A 16,483-nucleotide genomic window follows, 5' to 3' on the forward strand; every position below is an offset into this window, starting at 1 on the left:
CCGCCCGCCGGGCCGCCCCAAGGGCGGACTGCGCCCCCTCCGGGGGCAGCGAATACATGAAGTGATGAGCGTCGGGGCGCATGTCGGCTTATTCGGAGAGAGGAATCGGCAGCCCGAGCAGCGCGGCTGCGAAATCGGCCGTGCTGCGGATCGCCTCGATGTCGTCGCCGGTGATGGTGAGATGGCCCATCTTGCGGCCGCGGCGCGCCTCGGCCTTGCCATAGAGGTGCAGGTGCGCGCCCGGCAGCGCCAGCACGTCGGCCCAGCGCGGCTGGATGGCCTTGGGTTCGTCCTCCGGGAACCAGAGGTCGCCCAGCAGGTTCAGCATCAGCGCGGGACTGTGCTGGCGCGGCGGATTGAGCGGCAGGCCGGCCAGGGTGCGCACCTGCAGCTCGAACTGCGAAACGTCGCAGGCATCCAGGGTCCAGTGGCCGCTGTTGTGCGGGCGAGGCGCCATCTCGTTGACGACCAGGGACCCGTCGGCCAGCACGAAGAACTCGACGCACAGCACGCCCACGTATTGCAGGCCTTCCGCGATGGCAACGGCGGACTCTATCGACAGCCGCGCGGCCGACTCGGGGATGTTGTTCGCATGCACCTCGGTCACAGCGAGGATGCCGCCGCGGTGCAGGTTGCGCTGCGGCGGGAAGTGCACGATCTGGCCATCGTGCCCCCGCGCGACAATGACCGAGCACTCGAAGTCCAGCGGCAGCAGCTTCTCGAGCACGCAGGGCACCTGGCCGGCGCGGTGCCAGGCGGCGGCCAGTTCCTCGCGGGAGTCGACACGCTGCTGGCCCTTGCCGTCGTAGCCGAGGCGCGCGGTCTTGAGGATGCCCGGGAGCAGGTTGGGGGGCACGAGCGCGACCTGCTCGGCGGACTCGATGACTGCATAGGGCGCGCAGTCCACGCCGCAGCCGACGAAGTGGCTCTTCTCGCGCACGCGGTCCTGCGCAATGGACACGGCGGTGGCGCCGGGCCGCACGGGCCGGGCCACCGCGAGGTGCTCCAGCGAGGCGGCCGGCACGTTCTCGAACTCGGTGGTGATGGCATCGGCCAGGCCGGCGAGCCGCGCGAGGCCATCGACGTCGGCGTAGTCGGTGTGGATGTGATGATGGCTCACGCGGCCGGCGGGGCTGTCCGCATCCGGGTCCAACACCGCGGTGAGATAGCCCATGCGCTGGGCGGCATGCACGAACATGCGGCCGAGCTGGCCGCCGCCCACCACGCCGAGCGTGGAGCCGGGCAAAACGGCGGTCATAAGGCTACCTCCCCCAGGCTCGTCGATTCGTGGAGTTCGCGCATTCCGGCCCCAAGGAGGGGGCGAACGCCTCCGGGCGGCAGGGCGGCGCTCACAGCGCTCCTCCACCTTGGGGAGAGAAGGGGGACACGGCCGGCGCATCGGGCGGCGGCAGCGTCATCGATTGCGCGGCTTCGGTCTGCCTGGCGCGGAAGGCATCGAGCCGCTCGCGAAGCGCCGGGTCGCCCACGGCCAGCATCGCGACCGCGAACAAGGCGGCGTTGGCCGCGCCGGCGTTGCCGATGGCGAAGGTGGCGACCGGCACGCCCTTGGGCATCTGCACGATGCTGTACAGCGAATCCACGCCCTGCAGGTGCCGGCTCGCCACCGGCACGCCCAGCACCGGGACCGTGGTCTTGGCCGCCAGCATGCCGGGCAGGTGGGCCGCTCCGCCGGCGCCGGCGATGATTGCCGCCAGGCCGTGCGCGGCAGCGTTCTCGGCGTAGGCAAACAGTTCGTCGGGCATTCGGTGGGCGGAGACCACCCGCGCATCGTGGGCGATGCCGAATTGCTGGAGAATCTCGACCGCGTTGCGCATCGTCTCCCAATCGGAGCTCGAGCCCATCACCACGCCGACCTGTATGCCTTGCTTCATGGTTTCAATTTTACGTTTCACCCTCAGCTTCCCGCGATGATCGACATCACCCTCGAAAACTTCCAGACCGAGCTGATCGACGGCTCGATGACCACCCCGGTGCTGCTCGACATCTGGGCCGAGTGGTGCGGCCCCTGCAAGCAACTCGGGCCGGTGCTCGAAAGGCTGGAGGCCGAGTATGGCGGGCGTTTCACGCTGGCCAAGCTCGACGCCGACAAGGTGCCGCAGATTTCCCAGCAGCTCAGCCAGATGTTCGGCGTGCGCAGCATCCCGTTCTGCGTGATGTTCAAGGACGGCCAGCCGATCGACGGCTTCGTCGGTGCCATTCCCGCCGACCAGATCCGCGCCTTCCTCGACAAGCATGTGCCTGGGGCGGACGAGCTCGAGGCCGCCGAGCACGAAGAGGCCGCGCAGGACGCCCTGGCCGAGGGCGACACCCAGGGCGCGCTCGAACGGCTGCAGCATGCGGTCGCCACCGATCCGTCCAACGATGACGCGCGCTTCGACTACATCAAGCTGCTGCTCCAGGAAGGCCGCATCGACGATGCCAAGGTGGCCTTCGCACCGGTGATCGCCAAGGCGCCGGCGGTGCGCCGACTCGACGCCCTGCAGCGCTGGATGGATGCGATCGACTTCGCAACGCCGGCCACGGGTGCTGCGCCGACGCTCGCCGATGCCGAGGCGCGTATCGCCACCAGCAAGCGCGACTTCCAGGCCCGCTTCGACCGGGCGCGCCTGCTGATGACCGCGCAGCGCTGGACCGAGGCAATGGACGAGCTGCTGGACATCCTGATGCGCGACAAGAACTGGAACGAGGAGCTGGCGCGCAAGACTTACATCGCGATCCTCGAGATCATCGAGCCGCCCAGGCCCAAGGTGGCGGACGGCCAGATCCCGCCGGACGATCCGACGGTGGCAACGTATCGGCGCCGGCTCAGCAGCGTGGTGCTGAGCTGAATCGCAGACCAGCAGTCACGACATGTTGCAAAGGAAAGTCCGGCCATGCGCTTCCTCTTCTTGACGACAGCCCTCTGCGCATCCCTGCTGGCGAGCGGCTGCGGCAGCGGCATCAACCTCGACGAGCCGATCGAAGGGCCGGTCTGGCAGCTGGAGCAGCTCGGCAGCGAGCTGATCGAGCCGAGCAGTGATCCGCGGCGCAACGCCCAGATCCAATTCGACCGGAGCAGCGGAAGGGTGACCGGCTCGGGCGGTTGCAACCGCGTCACCGGCACCTACGAGCGCAGCGGCAGCACGCTCAGGGTGCGACAGCTGGGCGCGACGCGCATGGCCTGCCCCAACGAGGCAAGCACCATCAACGAGACCCAGTTCTTCGCCGCGCTGCAGGCCACGGCAAGCTACCGGCTGCAGGGGATGTCGAGGCTCTCGCTGCTGGATGCGAGCGGGCGAACGGTCGCGACCTTGAGCAACGGCGGAACACGTTGACCCACCGCCCTGCTCACCATTTCGCCGGCAGGGGTTTGAGCACGACCAGCCGCCGCCCGAGCACCGCCACGTAGCCGCCGCTCTCCAGGTCCTTCAGCAAACGGCTCACCATCTCGCGCGAGCATCCGATTTCGCTGGCTATGGCATGGTGGGTCAGCCGCTCCATCTGCAGGGTGCCGTCAGGCTGCGGCTGCGATCGGTCCTCCAGCAGCGCCCGCAGGCGGCTGTACACATCGAGCAAGGCCATGCTCCTGGCGCTCTCGGTGGCCAGTCTTGCGCGCCGGATCAGCCGCATGATGAGCTCGCGCGCCAGTTCCGGGTCGAGCGCCAGATGCCGGAGCATGGTCTCGCGCGTCACCACCACGCACAGCGTCGGCCGCACGGCCTGAACGCTGGCCGAGCGTGGCCCGCCGTCGAGCGACATCTCGCCCACATACTCGCCCGGCCCGTGCAGGCCCAGGGTCACCTCGCGCCCCCGCGCATCGGAGACGAAGGCGCGCAGCTGGCCCGAGAGCACGATGTAGACGGCGCCGCCCTGGTCGCCCTCCTCGATGAGCATGGCGTGGGCCCGGTAGCGGCGCTGCACGCCGAGTGCGGCGAGCTTCTGGAGCGGCGGCGGCAGTTCGGCGAGGGGGTCGGCGCGGGGTGCAGCAGGCGTCGGCGGCATGCGCGGACTATACGGCCCGCATCCTCTGCGATGCGATCACCGGCGCGACGGGCAAGGCGCGGCGCGCGCCGCCGTTCAGCCCTGCCCGGCGAGCCGCAGCGACGACACGATCTGGGGCATGCGCGACAGCTCGCGGACGATCTCGCGCACGCTGCCGCGGCCGGTCTTCTGCCGCACGTTCTTGATGTGGGTGCGCACGGTGGAAACCCGGATGCCCTGCTCGCAGGCGATCTCCTGGGCGCCGCGGCCCGCGCACAGCTGGGTCAACACGGCCTGCTCCGCCGGCGTCAGCCGCTTGGCACGGGCGAACATCTGCACCGTGAGCGTCTCGCAGTTGGAGCGCCGGCTGCAGATGATCAGCACTGCGTCGACCCTCGCGCTGCCATGCGCCAGCGGCACGAAGGCCAGCGAGAGCGTCTCGCCCTCGGGGTCGAGCTCCACGATGCTGCGGCAGTCGCGCTCCGCGTCCTTCAGCGCCTGGCGCAGCTTGGCCTGCGAAGCGGGCAGCGTCGCGCAGAGCAGGCCGTCGACCGCCCGCAGCGCGCGGCCGCTCGCCAGTTCGCGTCGCGCGGGCTGGTTGGCATGCAGGACGCGGCCGCCCAGATCGACGAGCAGCAGGCCGTGGTCGATCTCGTCGAGCGCGCGCGCCAGCAGGGCGGCCTGCAGCGCATCGGATGCCGGGGCTCCGGCGCGGGCTTCGTCCTGGGGGGCGGTCAGTTCGGCAATGGTCGGGTTCATGGCACTTTCCTCATCCGTTGGAATGAGGACAAGTGTGCGAAATGGTGGCTTCGCCGTGCGGTGACTATTGCCCACGGATTTGTGACTTATTCACCTGATCCGGGAGCCGACCGCCCCCAGCCGGTCAGCCGGTCAGCCGGTCCAGCGCTTCGCGGTACTTGGCCGCCGTTTTCTCGATCACCTCGGCGGGCAGGCGCGGCGCCGGAGGCGTCTTGTCCCAGGGCTTGCCGTTGACCTTGACGCCCTCCAGCCAGTCGCGCACGAACTGCTTGTCGTAGCTTGGCGGGTTGGCGCCCGCGGCGAGCGCGGCCTGGTAGCCCTCGACCGGCCAGTAGCGCGAGCTGTCGGGGGTCAGCACCTCGTCCATCAGCACCAGCGTGCCGGCCTCGTCGAGGCCGAACTCGAACTTGGTGTCCGCAATGATCATGCCCTTGGTCAGCGCGATGGCGGCAGCCGTCTCGTAGATGGCGATGCTGGTTTCGCGGATCTGCTGCGCGAGCGCGGGACCGACCACCTCGACCACGCGCTCGTAGCTGATGTTCTCGTCGTGCGCGCCCGCCGCCGCCTTGGCCGCAGGCGTGAAGATCGGCTGAGGCAGCTTGCTGGCGTTGCCCAGGCCCTCCGGCAGGGGCACGCCGCAGACGGAACGGCTCTCCTGGTATTCCTTCCAGCCGCTGCCCGCGAGGTAGCCGCGCACCACCGCCTCGACGGGAATGGGCTTGAGGCGCTTGACGAGCATCGAGCGGTCGCGCACCTGCGGCACCTCGGCGGCGGTCACGACGCTCTCGGGCGCCTCGCCAGTCAGGTGGTTGGGGCACAGGTGGCCCAGCCGGTCGAACCACCACAGCGCCATTTTCGTCAGGATCACGCCCTTGCCCGGGATCGGCTCGCCCATGATCACGTCGAAGGCCGAGAGGCGGTCGCTGGCCACCATCAGGATGCGGTCCTCGCCGACCGCGTAGTTGTCGCGCACCTTGCCGCGCGCAAGCAGGGGCAGGCTCTGGATGGAGGAAGTGTGGACGGTGGTCATGGCGGATGGTGGAACGGCGGAAACGGGGACGACCGAGATTGTGCGCGTGAAAAATGGCCCCCACGCTCCCTCACTTCGTGTGGTCGCTGCCCCCGGGGGGTTTTCATCTTGGGGCGGCCCGGCGATGAAAAAAGCCACCGCGAGGGTGGCTTCGGCAGGAAAGCGAAGCGCTCAGACGACTTCTTGCGCGAGCTCGCCCTTGGCGTACTTGGCGGCCACCACCTGCAGCGTGTCGCCCTTGATCTTGGGCCCCTGGCCCTCGCAGCCGAATTCGATGTAGCGCTGCTTGCAGATCTGCTTGGCGGCCTCGCGCGCGGGCTTGAGCCATTCGCGGGCGTCGAACTTCTCGGGGTTCTCGGCCATGAACTTGCGCACGGCGCCGGTCATGGCCAGGCGGATGTCGGTGTCGATGTTGATCTTGCGCACGCCGTACTTGATGGCTTCCTGGATCTCCTCGACCGGCACGCCGTAGGTTTCCTTCATGTTGCCGCCGTACTGGCGAATGATGGCCAGCAGGTCCTGCGGCACGGAGGACGAGCCGTGCATCACCAGGTGGGTATTGGGAATGCGGCGATGGATTTCCTTGATGCGGTCGATCGCCAGGATGTCGCCCGTGGGCTTGCGGGTGAACTTGTAGGCGCCGTGGCTGGTGCCGATGGCGATGGCGAGCGCATCGAGCTGCGTCTTCTTGACGAAGTCGGCGGCCTGCTCCGGGTCGGTCAGCAGTTGCTCGCGCGTCATCGTCGCATCGGTGCCATGGCCGTCCTCCTTGTCGCCCTTCATGGTCTCGAGCGAGCCCAGGCAGCCCAGTTCGCCTTCGACGGTCACGCCGACCTTGTGGGCCATGTCGACCACTTTGCGCGTGACATCGACGTTGTAGTCATAGCTGGCGATGGTCTTGCCGTCGGCTTCGAGCGAACCATCCATCATCACCGAGGAGAAGCCCAGGTTGATGGCGCCCTGGCACACGTCGGGACTCTGGCCGTGGTCCTGGTGCATCACCAGCGGGACGTCCGGGTAGGCCTCGATCGCTGCGAGGATCAGGTGCTTGATGAAGGGCTCGCCCGCATACTTGCGCGCGCCGGCGCTGGCCTGCAGGATCACCGGTGCGCCGGTCTCCTTGGCCGCTTCCATGACGGCCTGCACCTGTTCCAGGTTGTTGACGTTGAAGGCCGGAATGCCGTAGCCGTTGGCCGCAGCGTGGTCGAGCAGTTCGCGCATCGAGACAAGTGCCATGGGGTGTACCTCGCGGGGAAAATTAAGAACAAAAAACTACCGCGATTCTACTGAGCGCCCCTGTCGGACGGCTCCGACGCGTCTTCCGCGACGCTGCGCTTCAACCTACTCTGCAGATCTTGAGCATGTTGGTGCCGCCCGGCGCGCCCATGGGCTCGCCGCAGGTGATGGCGTAGATGTCGCCGGTCTGCACGATGCCGCGCTTCTTCAGGTGGGCCTCGGCCTGCAGCAGCGCAGTGTCGCGGTCGCTTTCGGCATCCATCAGCAGCGGACGCACGTTGCGGTAGAGCGCCATCTTGCGCTGGGTGGCCAGGCGCGAGGTCAGCGCGTACATCGGGATGTGGGCCCGGTGCCGGCTCATCCACAGCGGGGTGGAGCCGGACTCGGTCAACGCCACGATCGCCTTGGCGCCGAGGTGGTGCGCGGTGAAGAGAGCGCCCATGGCAATCGACTGGTCGATGCGGCTGTAGGTCTGCCCGCTGAAGTCCGCATCCAGATGCAGATCCTCGGCGGCTTCGGCGGCCTCGCAGATCCGGCTCATTTCCTGCACGGTCTCCAGCGGGTAGCGGCCCGAAGCGGTCTCGGCCGAGAGCATCACCGCGTCGGTGCCGTCGAGCACCGCATTGGCGACGTCGCTGACCTCCGCGCGTGTCGGCACCGGGTTGCTGATCATCGACTCCATCATCTGGGTGGCGGTGATGACCACCTTGTCCATCTCGCGCGCCATGCGGATCATTTTCTTCTGCAGCGCCGGAACCGCGGCGTTGCCGACCTCGACAGCGAGGTCGCCGCGCGCGACCATGATCCCGTCGCTGGCGCGCAGGATTTCCTCGAGCTTGGGGATCGCCTCCGCGCGCTCGATCTTGGCGATCAGCCCCGGCTTGTGGCCGAACTCGGCCGCCGCCACGTTGCACAGCTGGCGCGCCATCTCCATGTCGGTCGCGTTCTTGGGGAAGCTCACGGCCACGTAGTCGGCCTGGAAACTCATGGCGGTCTTGATGTCCTCCATGTCCTTGGCCGTCAGCGCCGGCGCCGTGAGCCCGCCGCCCTGCTTGTTGATGCCCTTGTTGTTGGAGAGTTCACCGCCCAGGCGCACCGTGGTATGCACCGATTCGCTCTTGACGGCATCGACGGTGAGGACGATGAGGCCGTCGTTCAACAGCAGGCTGTCGCCCGGCTTCACGTCGCGCGGCAGGTCCTTGTAGTCCAGGCCCACGGCGGCGATGTCGCCCAGCTCGGTGCGCGCGCCGTCGAGCACGAACCTGGCCCCCGGCTCCAGCCAGACCTTGCCCTCCGCAAACTTGCCAACCCGGATCTTCGGGCCCTGCAGGTCGGCCATGATCGCCACCTCGCGGCCCGCATTGCGCGCCGCCTGGCGCACCATGGCGGCGCGGCCGATGTGGTCCTGCGCCGTTCCGTGGCTGAAGTTGAGCCGCACCACGCTGACCTTGTGGTGGATCATCTGCTCTAGCAATTCGGGCGTGCTCGAGGCCGGACCGAGCGTGGCGACGATCTTGGTGGCGTGGCGGGGAAGGCGGGTCGTGCTCATGCTGCGGGGTCTCCGATTTGTATTCGATACTGTATACACTTTGCGGCGCCGGCGATAGTCCCCCGGGCCGCGACGTCCGCCGCGCCGCGCGCCGGACTCAAGCAGCCGCCCGCTTCTCCAGGATCTCGAAAGCCGGCAGGGTCTTGCCCTCGAGCACCTCGAGGAAGGCGCCGCCCCCGGTCGAGATGTAGCCAACCTGGTCTTCGATGCCGTACTTGGCGATCGCAGCCAGCGTGTCGCCGCCGCCGGCGATCGAGAAGGCGCTGCTGTCGGCGATGGCACGCGCGATGGCTTCCGTTCCCTTGGAGAAGGCGTCGAACTCGAACACGCCCACCGGGCCGTTCCAGACGATGGTCCCGGCCTCGCGCAACTGCGCCGCCAGGATCTCGGCGGTCTTGGGGCCGATGTCCAGGATCAGGTCGTCCTCGGCCACCGCGTTCGCGTCCTTCACCGTGGCGGGCGCATCAGCGGAGAAGGTCTTGGCGGTGACCACGTCGACCGGAATCGGCACCGCGGCGCCGCGTGCGCGCATGGCGTCGATCACGGCCTTGGCCTGGTCCTGCAGGTCGGGCTCCGCCAGCGACTTCCCGATCGGAAGGCCGGACGCCAGCATGAAGGTGTTGGCAATGCCGCCGCCCACGATCAACTGGTCGACCTTGTCGGCGAGGCTCTCGAGGATGGTGAGCTTGGTGCTGACCTTGGAGCCCGCGACGATCGCCACCAGCGGCCGCTTGGGCTGCGCCAGGGCCTTGGTGATGGCGTCGATCTCGGCCGCCAGCAGCGGGCCCGCGCAGGCGATCTTCGCGAACTGGGCGATGCCGTAGGTCGTGGCCTCCGCGCGGTGCGCCGTGCCGAAGGCGTCATTGACGTAGATGTCGGTCAGCGCGGCCAGCTTGCGGGCCAGCGCCTCGTCGTTCTTCTTCTCGCCCTTGTTGAGACGGCAGTTCTCCAGCAGCACGACCTGCCCCGGCGCGACCTGCACGCCGTCGACCCAGTCCGGCACCAGCGGCACCTCGCGGCCCAGCAGCTCGCCCAGGCGTTTGGCGACCGGCGCCAGCGAATCCTCGGGCTTGAACTGGCCCTCGGTCGGGCGGCCGAGGTGGGAGGTGACCATCACCGCGGCGCCTGCATCCAGCGCCTGGCGGATGCAAGGCACCGAGGCGCGGATGCGCGTGTCCTCGGTGATGTTGCCGGCATCGTCCTGCGGCACGTTGAGGTCGGCTCGGATGAAGACGCGCTGGCCTGCGACTTTGCCTTGCGCGACGAGATCGGTGAATCGAAGGACGTTCATGGGTAGGGAAGGAGATGGAAGCGGGGAAGGTGCCTCGAAAACAGGCGAAAGGCCATTGTAGGTTTGGCTGCGCGGCGGCTTGTATCAGCGCGACAGCCCGGGCTCTTGCACGAAGCGCTCCAGGATCCGGACGAAGCCCGCTGCCGCAGGCGACAGCGAGCGACGCGCCGCCGCGTAGACGCAGACCTCGCGATGGAAGTCCGGCCGGTCGAGCTTGACCATCCGCAGCCCGTGGGCCTGCACCAGCGAGGCCGAGTAGGTCGGGCAGACCGTCAGGCCCAGGCCCGACGCCACCATGCCCAGTGCGGTCGTCATGTAGGACACCTCCTGCGTCGAGGCCCGCATCAGGAAGGCGCGCGCGTCGGCCTCCAGCTCGGGCAGCACGCGCTGGCGGAAGTCGCGCGTGGGCGCAATGAAGGTGTAGGGGCCGAGCTCGCTCCAGCGGACCTGGCGCCGGCGCGCGAACGCGTGGTCCTGCGGGCAGATCAGCCAGTGGCGATCGCGGAACAGGGGACGGCGCTCGACAGCCGCGGCATCCACCTCCACGTCCTGGCCCACCGCGAGCTCCGCCTCGCCCGATGCCAGCCCGGCCAGCAGGTGCTCGGGCAGCGTATCGACCAGCCGCACGTCAATGCCCGGATGGCGCTCGCGGTAGGCTGCGATCACGCGTGGCATCAGCGTGCAGGCCATCAGCTGCGGCGCGGCCAGCCGCAGCAGGCCGCGCTTCTGGTCGCGCAGCTCGGTCACGCCGGCCACCGCGCCGGCAAGGTCACCCAGCACGCGCTGCACAGAGGGCTGGAAGGCGCGGCCGACCTCCGACAGCAGCACGCGCCGCGTGTGCCGATCGAAAAGCTGCACGCCCATCTCGCGCTCCAGTTCGCGCACCAACACGCTCAGCGCCGACTGCGTGAGGTGCAGGCGCGCGGCCGCGGCGGTGAAGCTGCCGGTCTCGGCCACGGCGTCGAAGGCGCGCAGCTGGCGCAGGGTCAGATTCATGGCCTTGTTTCATCAATCGATGAATTTATTTCGATTGAATCATAAGAAGAAAAAGGGCCCAATCCGGCCTCTTCCCCACGGAGACAAGCCATGCCCCCTGCCGAGACAGTGCCGCTCGCCCCTGCTCCCGTGCCCGTGCGCGGCCTGCACCACTTCGCCTGGCGCTGCCGCGACAGCGAGGAGACGCGCCGCTTCTACGAGGACCTGCTGGGCCTGCCGCTGGCGCACGTGATCAAGAGCGACCATGTGCCGAGCACCGGCGAGTACTGCCCCTACGTCCACATCTTCTTCCAGATGCGCGACGGCTCGTACATCGCCTTCTTCGACCTGGGCGACGACGTGGCCGCGCTGCCCTCGCCCAACACGCCGGCCTGGGTCAACCACATCGCCCTGCGCGTCGATTCGGTGGCCGACCTGCTGGCCGCCAAGGCGCGGCTGGAGGCCGCCGGCGTCGAGGTGCTGGGCGTGACCGACCACCACATCATCCAGTCGATCTACTTCTTCGACCCCAACGGCATCCGCGTGGAGCTGACCACGCCGACCGTGCCGCAGGCCGAGATGGAGGCACATGCACGGCGCGCCCGCGCCGAGCTCGACGCGTGGACGCTCCGCAAGGCCGAATGGCGTGCAAAGGCGGCAGCATGACGGATCTGCAGCTCGCAGTCATCGACGTGAAGCCGGGCGCGGCGATGGAAAGCCAGTCGGGCCTGCAGATGCTGCGCCCGCGCATCTACGGCGCCTACCGCACGCCCGCCGGCCCGAAGAAGATCGCGGCGTTGGTGATGCACCCCACCAGCAACTTCATGGGGCACTACCTGATCGGCCCGCTGGCCGAGCGCGGGATCTGCTGCATGGGCCTGAACTCGCGCTACATGGGCAACGACACGGTGCTGCTGATGGAGCGTGCGATCCAGGACCTGGGCGCGGGCGTTCAGTTCCTGCGCGGCCTGGGCTACGAAAAGGTGGTTCTGATCGGCAACTCGGGCGGCGCGGCGCTCGCGAGCTTCTACCAGGCGCAGGCCGAGCAGCTGACGGCCCACCACTTTCCCGATGGCGATCCCACGCACCTGCACCCGGACGACCTGCCACCGGCCGATGGCATTGCGCTGTGCGCGGCGCACCAGGGCCGCTCGAAGCTGATGCGCGACTGGATCGACCCGTCCGTCACGGACGAGCACGACCCGCTCTCCGTCGATCCCGCACTCGACATGTACGACGCGCGCCATCGGGTGCCTTACGCCGCCGAGTTCCTCGCGCGCTTCAGCGCCGCGCAGAAGGCGCGCCTCGACCGGCTCGAAGCCTGGGCGCTGGAGCGCCTGCGCGTGTTGCGCAGCACGCCGGGCGCGCCGCGCGACCAGGCCTTCGTCGTCTACCGCACGCATGCCGATCCTCGCTGCGTCGACCTCTCGATCGACGCCAACGACCGCGCCCCGGGCAGCGTCTGGGGCGATGCGCGGCAGGTCAACTATTCAGCCAACGCGATGGGCCGCACGACTTCGCTGACGGCCTTTCTCTCGCAATGGTCCGCGCGCTCGCAAGCCGACGGGCCGTCGAACCTGGCACGCACCCGCGTGCCCAAGCTGCTGCTGACCTACACGGCCGATCAGTCCACATTCCCGAGCACGCGCGATGCATGGATGAATGCGGGCGGCGACCGCATCCGCAATGTCGACATCCCCGGCGGCAACCACTACCTCTCGGGCCAACCCGAGCTGGTGCGCCGCGCTGCCGATGCGATCGCGCAGTGGGCGCGCGCACTGTGAGGACAGCAATGGAGGAGTTCCGCTTCGCACCCGAGTACGAGCTGCCGCGCTGGCCTTTCGTCCCGCCGCCCGAGCTGGACAGCGATGCGGTCCAGCGCCACCCGATCGTCATCGTCGGTGCGGGCCCAGCCGGCCTGACGCTCGCGTGCGACCTCGCGCAGCGCGGCGTGCGAGCCCTGCTGCTCGACGAGGACGACACGGTGGGCGTGCGCGGCGCGTCCTCGCGCGGCATCTGCCATGCGCAGAAGAGCCTGGAGATCTTCGAGCGGCTGGGCATCTACCAGCGCATCGCGGACAAGGGCATCACGTGGTCCTTCGGGCGCACCTTCTCAGGCAATACCGAGGTCTACAACTTCAACCTGCAGGCCAGCAGCGTCTCGGCGCAGCCGCCCTTCATCAACCTGCAGCAGTTCTACGTCGAGTGGTTCCTGGTAGACCGCATCCTGGAGCTGGGCGGTGTCGACCTGCGATGGAAGAACCGCGTGACGCACGTTGTGCCGGGCGATGACGGCGTTCGCCTCGAGGTCGAGACGCCGGCTGGCAGCTACGCGATCGAAGCCGACTGGCTGATCGACGCGACCGGCGCCAACAGCCCGATCCGCACGCAGCTGGGGCTCGAGGCCCACGCCTCGCGCAGCACTGACCGCTGGTGCATCAGCGACGTGCGCTTCAAGAAGCCGCTGCCGGTGGAGCGCTGGACCTGGGTGGATGCACCCTTCAACGAAGGCCGCGCGGTCTGGCAGCACTTGATGGCCGACGGCGTCTGGCGTATCGACTACCAGATGCCCGAGGGTTGCGATCCGGCGCACATCAGCAAGCCGGAAGTCGCAGGCGCGCGGCTGCGCGAGCAGCTCGGGCCCGGCGTGGAGTTCGAGTTCGTCTGGATCGGGCCCTACGGCTACCGCGACCACCTGCTCGAGCGCTTCCGCCACGGGCGCCTGTTCTTCATCGGCGATTCGGCGCATGTGGTGAGCCCCTTCGGCGCACGCGGCGGCAACAGCGGTATCCAGGACGCGGCCAACCTCGGCTGGAAGCTGGCGCTGGTCACGCAGGGACGCGCGGGCGAGGCCCTGCTCGACACCTACGACGCCGAGCGCCGGCCCGCCGCGGCGCAGAACCTGCAGGTCACCAGCCGCACCGCGCGCTTCCTTGCGCCGCGAACGCCCGCCGAGCACACCATGCGCCGCGCGGTAATGGCATTGGCCTCCCAGCATCCATTTGCACGCGCGCTGGTCAACACCGGACGCATGTCGGTGGCCAACGATTATCCGGCCGGACCGCACCTGCCCGAGGGCGGGCGCAGCGTCCAGAACCTGCCGCTGCGCTGGCGCGACGGCCAGCCCTGCACCCTGATGCAACTGCTGGCCGAAGGCACGCACTGCCTCGGGCTGTGGTTCGCGCCGACGCAGGAGCAGGTGCGGGCGGTGGCGGACACGGCGGTCTCGCTGCCGCTGCGGCTTGTCGCCATCGGCGGCGACGGCGGCCTGCCCACGCTCGAGCCCACCGAGGCGCTCGCGAAGCACCTCGGCGCGGACGCCCCGGGAAGCCTCTGTCTGGTCCGTCCCGACGCCTACCGCGCCGCGGTGTTGCGCGACCCCACGCCGGCGGCCCTCGCCGCGGCCATTCACACTGCCCTGGCTCACGACTGAAGCGCCGCACGCGAAGCCGGCAGTGCAGGGTGAGCACGCAGGTCTCCTTTGCCCGGTGACTTCACGCGCACTGACGTCCGCGCACGGTCGGCGGCCGCGCTACCAGCGCAGCATGAGGTGCAGCGGGAGATAGACCGCCATGCCCGCCAGCATCGTGCCCAGCACGCCGCCCCGCCAGAAGAAGTAGGCGGCGCCGGCCGCCGCGCCGTACAGCCGCGCGTCTTGCCAGGTCGAGATCAGGTGACCCTGCGTCATGACGATCTCGGGAATGATCACCGCCGCAAGCGCCGCGATCGGCGCGTAGTGCAGAGCGCGGTGCGCCCAATCCGGCAGGCCCCAGGGACGGTCGAGGATGAAGAAGAAGCAGCGCGTGAGCACAGTCACGCAGGCCAGGCCTACGATCACGGCCAGGGTCCAGGGGTCGGTGGTGCCTCCGGCGCCCAAGGTCATTTGTCGTCCTCCGCGTCGGGGTCGAGCCCGAACTGCCTTTCCAGCCAGAAGCACAGCAGCACCGCCACGCCGATGGCCGCGACGATGTTGAGCTTGAGCGGCAGGGCGTACGCGGCGACGGCAGTGGCGCCGGCAATCAGGGCCGCCAGGATGCGCAGCCGCGTGGTCGCCATCGAGCAGACCACCGCAACGAGGCAGAGCACGCCGGCGAAACCCAGACCCCAGCTCTGCGGAATCAGGTTCGCCAGCAGGACGCCGGTGATGCTCATGCCCATCCACGAACACCAGACCACGCAGTAGTTGCCCGCCAGATAGGCCTCCTGCGCACGCTCTTCGACCGCATTGGCGGGCGGCTTCGCGTACTGCCGGGTGAAGAAGGCGTAGGTCATGTCGGCCGTGAGAAAGCCGTGCGTCATGCGGCGCCAGCGCGGCATGTGCATCAGGTAGGGCCGCAGGTGCAGGCTGAACACCACGAAGCGCAGGTTGACGCAGAATCCGGTGGCCAGGATGACCCAGGCCGGGGCGCCGGCGATCAGCAGCGGGATGGCGGCCAGCTGCGAGCTGCCGGCATAGACCAGCAGCGTCATCGCCACCGATTCGAAGACGCTCATGCCTGCCTTGACCATCGCCACGCCGGTCATCAGGCCCCAGGCACCGGTGCCCAGGGCAACCGAGGACATGTCGAGCGCGCCCTGGCGGAACTCGGGGAGGCGGCGGATGGAGGAAAGAAAGAACATCAGGACTTCCGCGGGGCTGCCCCGAGGGAGGCCTGCGTCCCCTCCGGGGGCAGCGAATACACGCAGTGATGAGCGTGGGGGCAGTCCATCAGCCGAAGACCTGCCCCGGCTTCAGCTCGAAGCCGCGCAGGAAGTCGGCCACCGCCAGGCGCTTGCCGCCCGGGCGCTGCAGTTCCGTGAGGACCACGACGGCGTCCCGAGCCGCCACCGCGACGCCCGCAGGGCCGACCGCCAGCACCGTTCCCGGCGGCTGTCCCGGCGGGTCCAACCGGACCTGCGCCGCCCAGAGCTTGAGCGTCTCGCCATCCAGCGTGCTGCTGGCCCCGGGAAACGGGTCGAAGGCACGGATGCGGCGCACGATGGCGGCCGCGTCGTGCGTTCTCCAATCGATCTGCGCCTCCTGCTTCTCGACCTTGTGCGCGTAGCTCACGCCTTCGTCGGGCTGGGGTTCGGGGCGCAGCGTTCCGGCCTCGGCCTGCTTCAGCGCGTCCACGATCAACCGGCCGCCGAGCCCGGCCAGCCGGTCGTGCAATTGCGCGGTGCTGCCGTCGCCGATCGCGAGCGATTCGCGCAGCAGCATGTCGCCGGTGTCGAGCCCGGCATCCATCTGCATGATGGTGACGCCGGTCTGCGCATCACCGGCCTCGATGGCGCGATGGATCGGCGCGGCCCCGCGCCAGCGCGGCAACAGGCTGGCATGGATGTTGAGGCAGCCCAGCCGGGGCGCGTCGAGCACCCATTGCGGCAGGATCAGGCCGTAGGCCGCGACCACCATCGCGTCGAGCCTGGCATCGAGGATCGCGGCGCGCGCCGCGGCCGCGTCCTCCGGGTACTTGCCATCCAGCCGGAGACTGCGCGGCTGCGCCACCGGCCAGCCGCGGGCTGCCGCGAACTGCTTGACCGGCGAGGCCTGCAGCTTCATGCCGCGGCCCGCGGGGCGGTCGGGCTGCGTCAGCACCAGCACGATCTCGAAGCCAGCCGCGGCGATCGCCTCCAGCGCGACGCGGGCGAACTCGGGCGTGCCCGCGAATGCGATCCTCAT

The 16,483-nt window shown here is 69.0% G+C and carries 17 protein-coding genes; 5 read left to right on the top strand and 12 right to left on the bottom strand.

The genetic code is table 11. The features are described from left to right. Window positions 1-88: 88 nt before the first annotated feature. Both APY03_RS19525 and purE read right to left on the bottom strand, forming a co-directional pair. Window positions 89-1,258, bottom strand: coding sequence for a 5-(carboxyamino)imidazole ribonucleotide synthase (locus APY03_RS19525; protein WP_068679209.1), 1,170 nt, complete (start codon window positions 1,256-1,258; stop codon window positions 89-91). A gap of 91 nt (window positions 1,259-1,349) precedes the next feature. Then, a complete protein-coding gene (gene purE / locus APY03_RS19530; protein WP_068679211.1) occupies window positions 1,350-1,892 on the bottom strand; it encodes a 5-(carboxyamino)imidazole ribonucleotide mutase in 543 nt (180 codons plus the stop codon). A gap of 36 nt (window positions 1,893-1,928) precedes the next feature. On the opposite strand from purE, the gene APY03_RS19535 reads away from it, so the two are divergent. Continuing rightward, on the top strand, window positions 1,929-2,849 hold the full coding sequence (locus APY03_RS19535) for a tetratricopeptide repeat protein (RefSeq protein WP_068679213.1): 921 nt from the start codon (window positions 1,929-1,931) through the stop codon (window positions 2,847-2,849). A 45-nt stretch (window positions 2,850-2,894) separates the two neighbouring features. Then, window positions 2,895-3,335 carry an META domain-containing protein gene (locus tag APY03_RS19540; RefSeq protein WP_068679214.1) on the top strand — a complete coding sequence of 147 codons (441 nt, stop codon included), beginning with the start codon at window positions 2,895-2,897 and terminating at the stop codon, window positions 3,333-3,335. A 13-nt stretch (window positions 3,336-3,348) separates the two neighbouring features. On the opposite strand, the gene APY03_RS19545 is transcribed toward APY03_RS19540, so the two are convergent. The 7 genes from APY03_RS19545 to APY03_RS19575 all read right to left on the bottom strand — a co-directional run bounded on the left by APY03_RS19545 (window position 3,349) and on the right by APY03_RS19575 (window position 10,842). Then, entirely contained in the window at window positions 3,349-4,002 is a 654-nt protein-coding gene (locus tag APY03_RS19545; protein WP_068679216.1) for a Crp/Fnr family transcriptional regulator, read from the bottom strand. Window positions 4,003-4,077: 75 nt separating this feature from the next. Beyond that, a complete protein-coding gene (locus APY03_RS19550) occupies window positions 4,078-4,740 on the bottom strand; it encodes a helix-turn-helix transcriptional regulator (protein ID WP_068679218.1) in 663 nt (220 codons plus the stop codon). A gap of 124 nt (window positions 4,741-4,864) precedes the next feature. Beyond that, window positions 4,865-5,770 (bottom strand): phosphoribosylaminoimidazolesuccinocarboxamide synthase, encoded by a 906-nt coding sequence (locus APY03_RS19555; protein WP_068679220.1) that lies wholly within the window; start codon window positions 5,768-5,770, stop codon window positions 4,865-4,867. Between the two features lie 171 nt (window positions 5,771-5,941). Then, a complete protein-coding gene (gene fba / locus APY03_RS19560; RefSeq protein WP_068679222.1) occupies window positions 5,942-7,006 on the bottom strand; it encodes a class II fructose-bisphosphate aldolase in 1,065 nt (354 codons plus the stop codon). A gap of 100 nt (window positions 7,007-7,106) precedes the next feature. Beyond that, window positions 7,107-8,555, bottom strand: coding sequence for a pyruvate kinase (gene pyk, locus APY03_RS19565; protein WP_068679224.1), 1,449 nt, complete (start codon window positions 8,553-8,555; stop codon window positions 7,107-7,109). Window positions 8,556-8,652: 97 nt separating this feature from the next. Next, a complete protein-coding gene (locus tag APY03_RS19570) occupies window positions 8,653-9,846 on the bottom strand; it encodes a phosphoglycerate kinase (protein WP_068679226.1) in 1,194 nt (397 codons plus the stop codon). A gap of 84 nt (window positions 9,847-9,930) precedes the next feature. Continuing rightward, window positions 9,931-10,842 carry a LysR family transcriptional regulator gene (locus APY03_RS19575; RefSeq protein WP_068679229.1) on the bottom strand — a complete coding sequence of 304 codons (912 nt, stop codon included), beginning with the start codon at window positions 10,840-10,842 and terminating at the stop codon, window positions 9,931-9,933. A 90-nt stretch (window positions 10,843-10,932) separates the two neighbouring features. Between APY03_RS19575 and APY03_RS19580 the strand changes: the two genes are divergently transcribed. Genes APY03_RS19580 through APY03_RS19590 form a run of 3 tightly spaced genes read left to right on the top strand, consistent with a single transcriptional unit; the run spans window position 10,933 to window position 14,254 of the window. Next, a complete protein-coding gene (locus APY03_RS19580) occupies window positions 10,933-11,487 on the top strand; it encodes a VOC family protein (protein ID WP_068679231.1) in 555 nt (184 codons plus the stop codon). Beyond that, entirely contained in the window at window positions 11,484-12,605 is a 1,122-nt protein-coding gene (locus APY03_RS19585; protein WP_068679233.1) for an alpha/beta hydrolase family protein, read from the top strand. Before APY03_RS19580 ends, APY03_RS19585 begins: the two co-directional genes overlap by 4 nt. An 8-nt stretch (window positions 12,606-12,613) precedes the next feature. Next, window positions 12,614-14,254, top strand: a complete 1,641-nt coding sequence (locus APY03_RS19590) for an FAD-dependent oxidoreductase (RefSeq protein ID WP_068679235.1) — start codon at window positions 12,614-12,616, stop codon at window positions 14,252-14,254. Window positions 14,255-14,353: 99 nt separating this feature from the next. Here the strand turns inward: APY03_RS19590 and APY03_RS19595 are convergent, their stop codons facing one another. The 3 genes from APY03_RS19595 to fmt form a co-directional block, all read right to left on the bottom strand. Beyond that, a complete protein-coding gene (locus APY03_RS19595; RefSeq protein ID WP_068679237.1) occupies window positions 14,354-14,704 on the bottom strand; it encodes an AzlD domain-containing protein in 351 nt (116 codons plus the stop codon). Beyond that, window positions 14,701-15,441 carry an AzlC family ABC transporter permease gene (locus APY03_RS19600; RefSeq protein ID WP_068679239.1) on the bottom strand — a complete coding sequence of 247 codons (741 nt, stop codon included), beginning with the start codon at window positions 15,439-15,441 and terminating at the stop codon, window positions 14,701-14,703. The genes APY03_RS19595 and APY03_RS19600 overlap by 4 nt, the downstream gene beginning before the upstream one ends. An 88-nt stretch (window positions 15,442-15,529) precedes the next feature. Beyond that, window positions 15,530-16,483 carry a methionyl-tRNA formyltransferase gene (fmt, locus tag APY03_RS19605; RefSeq protein WP_068679241.1) on the bottom strand — a complete coding sequence of 318 codons (954 nt, stop codon included), beginning with the start codon at window positions 16,481-16,483 and terminating at the stop codon, window positions 15,530-15,532.

This window comes from Variovorax sp. WDL1 (assembly GCF_001541225.1).
Taxonomy (GTDB): Bacteria; Pseudomonadota; Gammaproteobacteria; order Burkholderiales; family Burkholderiaceae_C; genus Variovorax.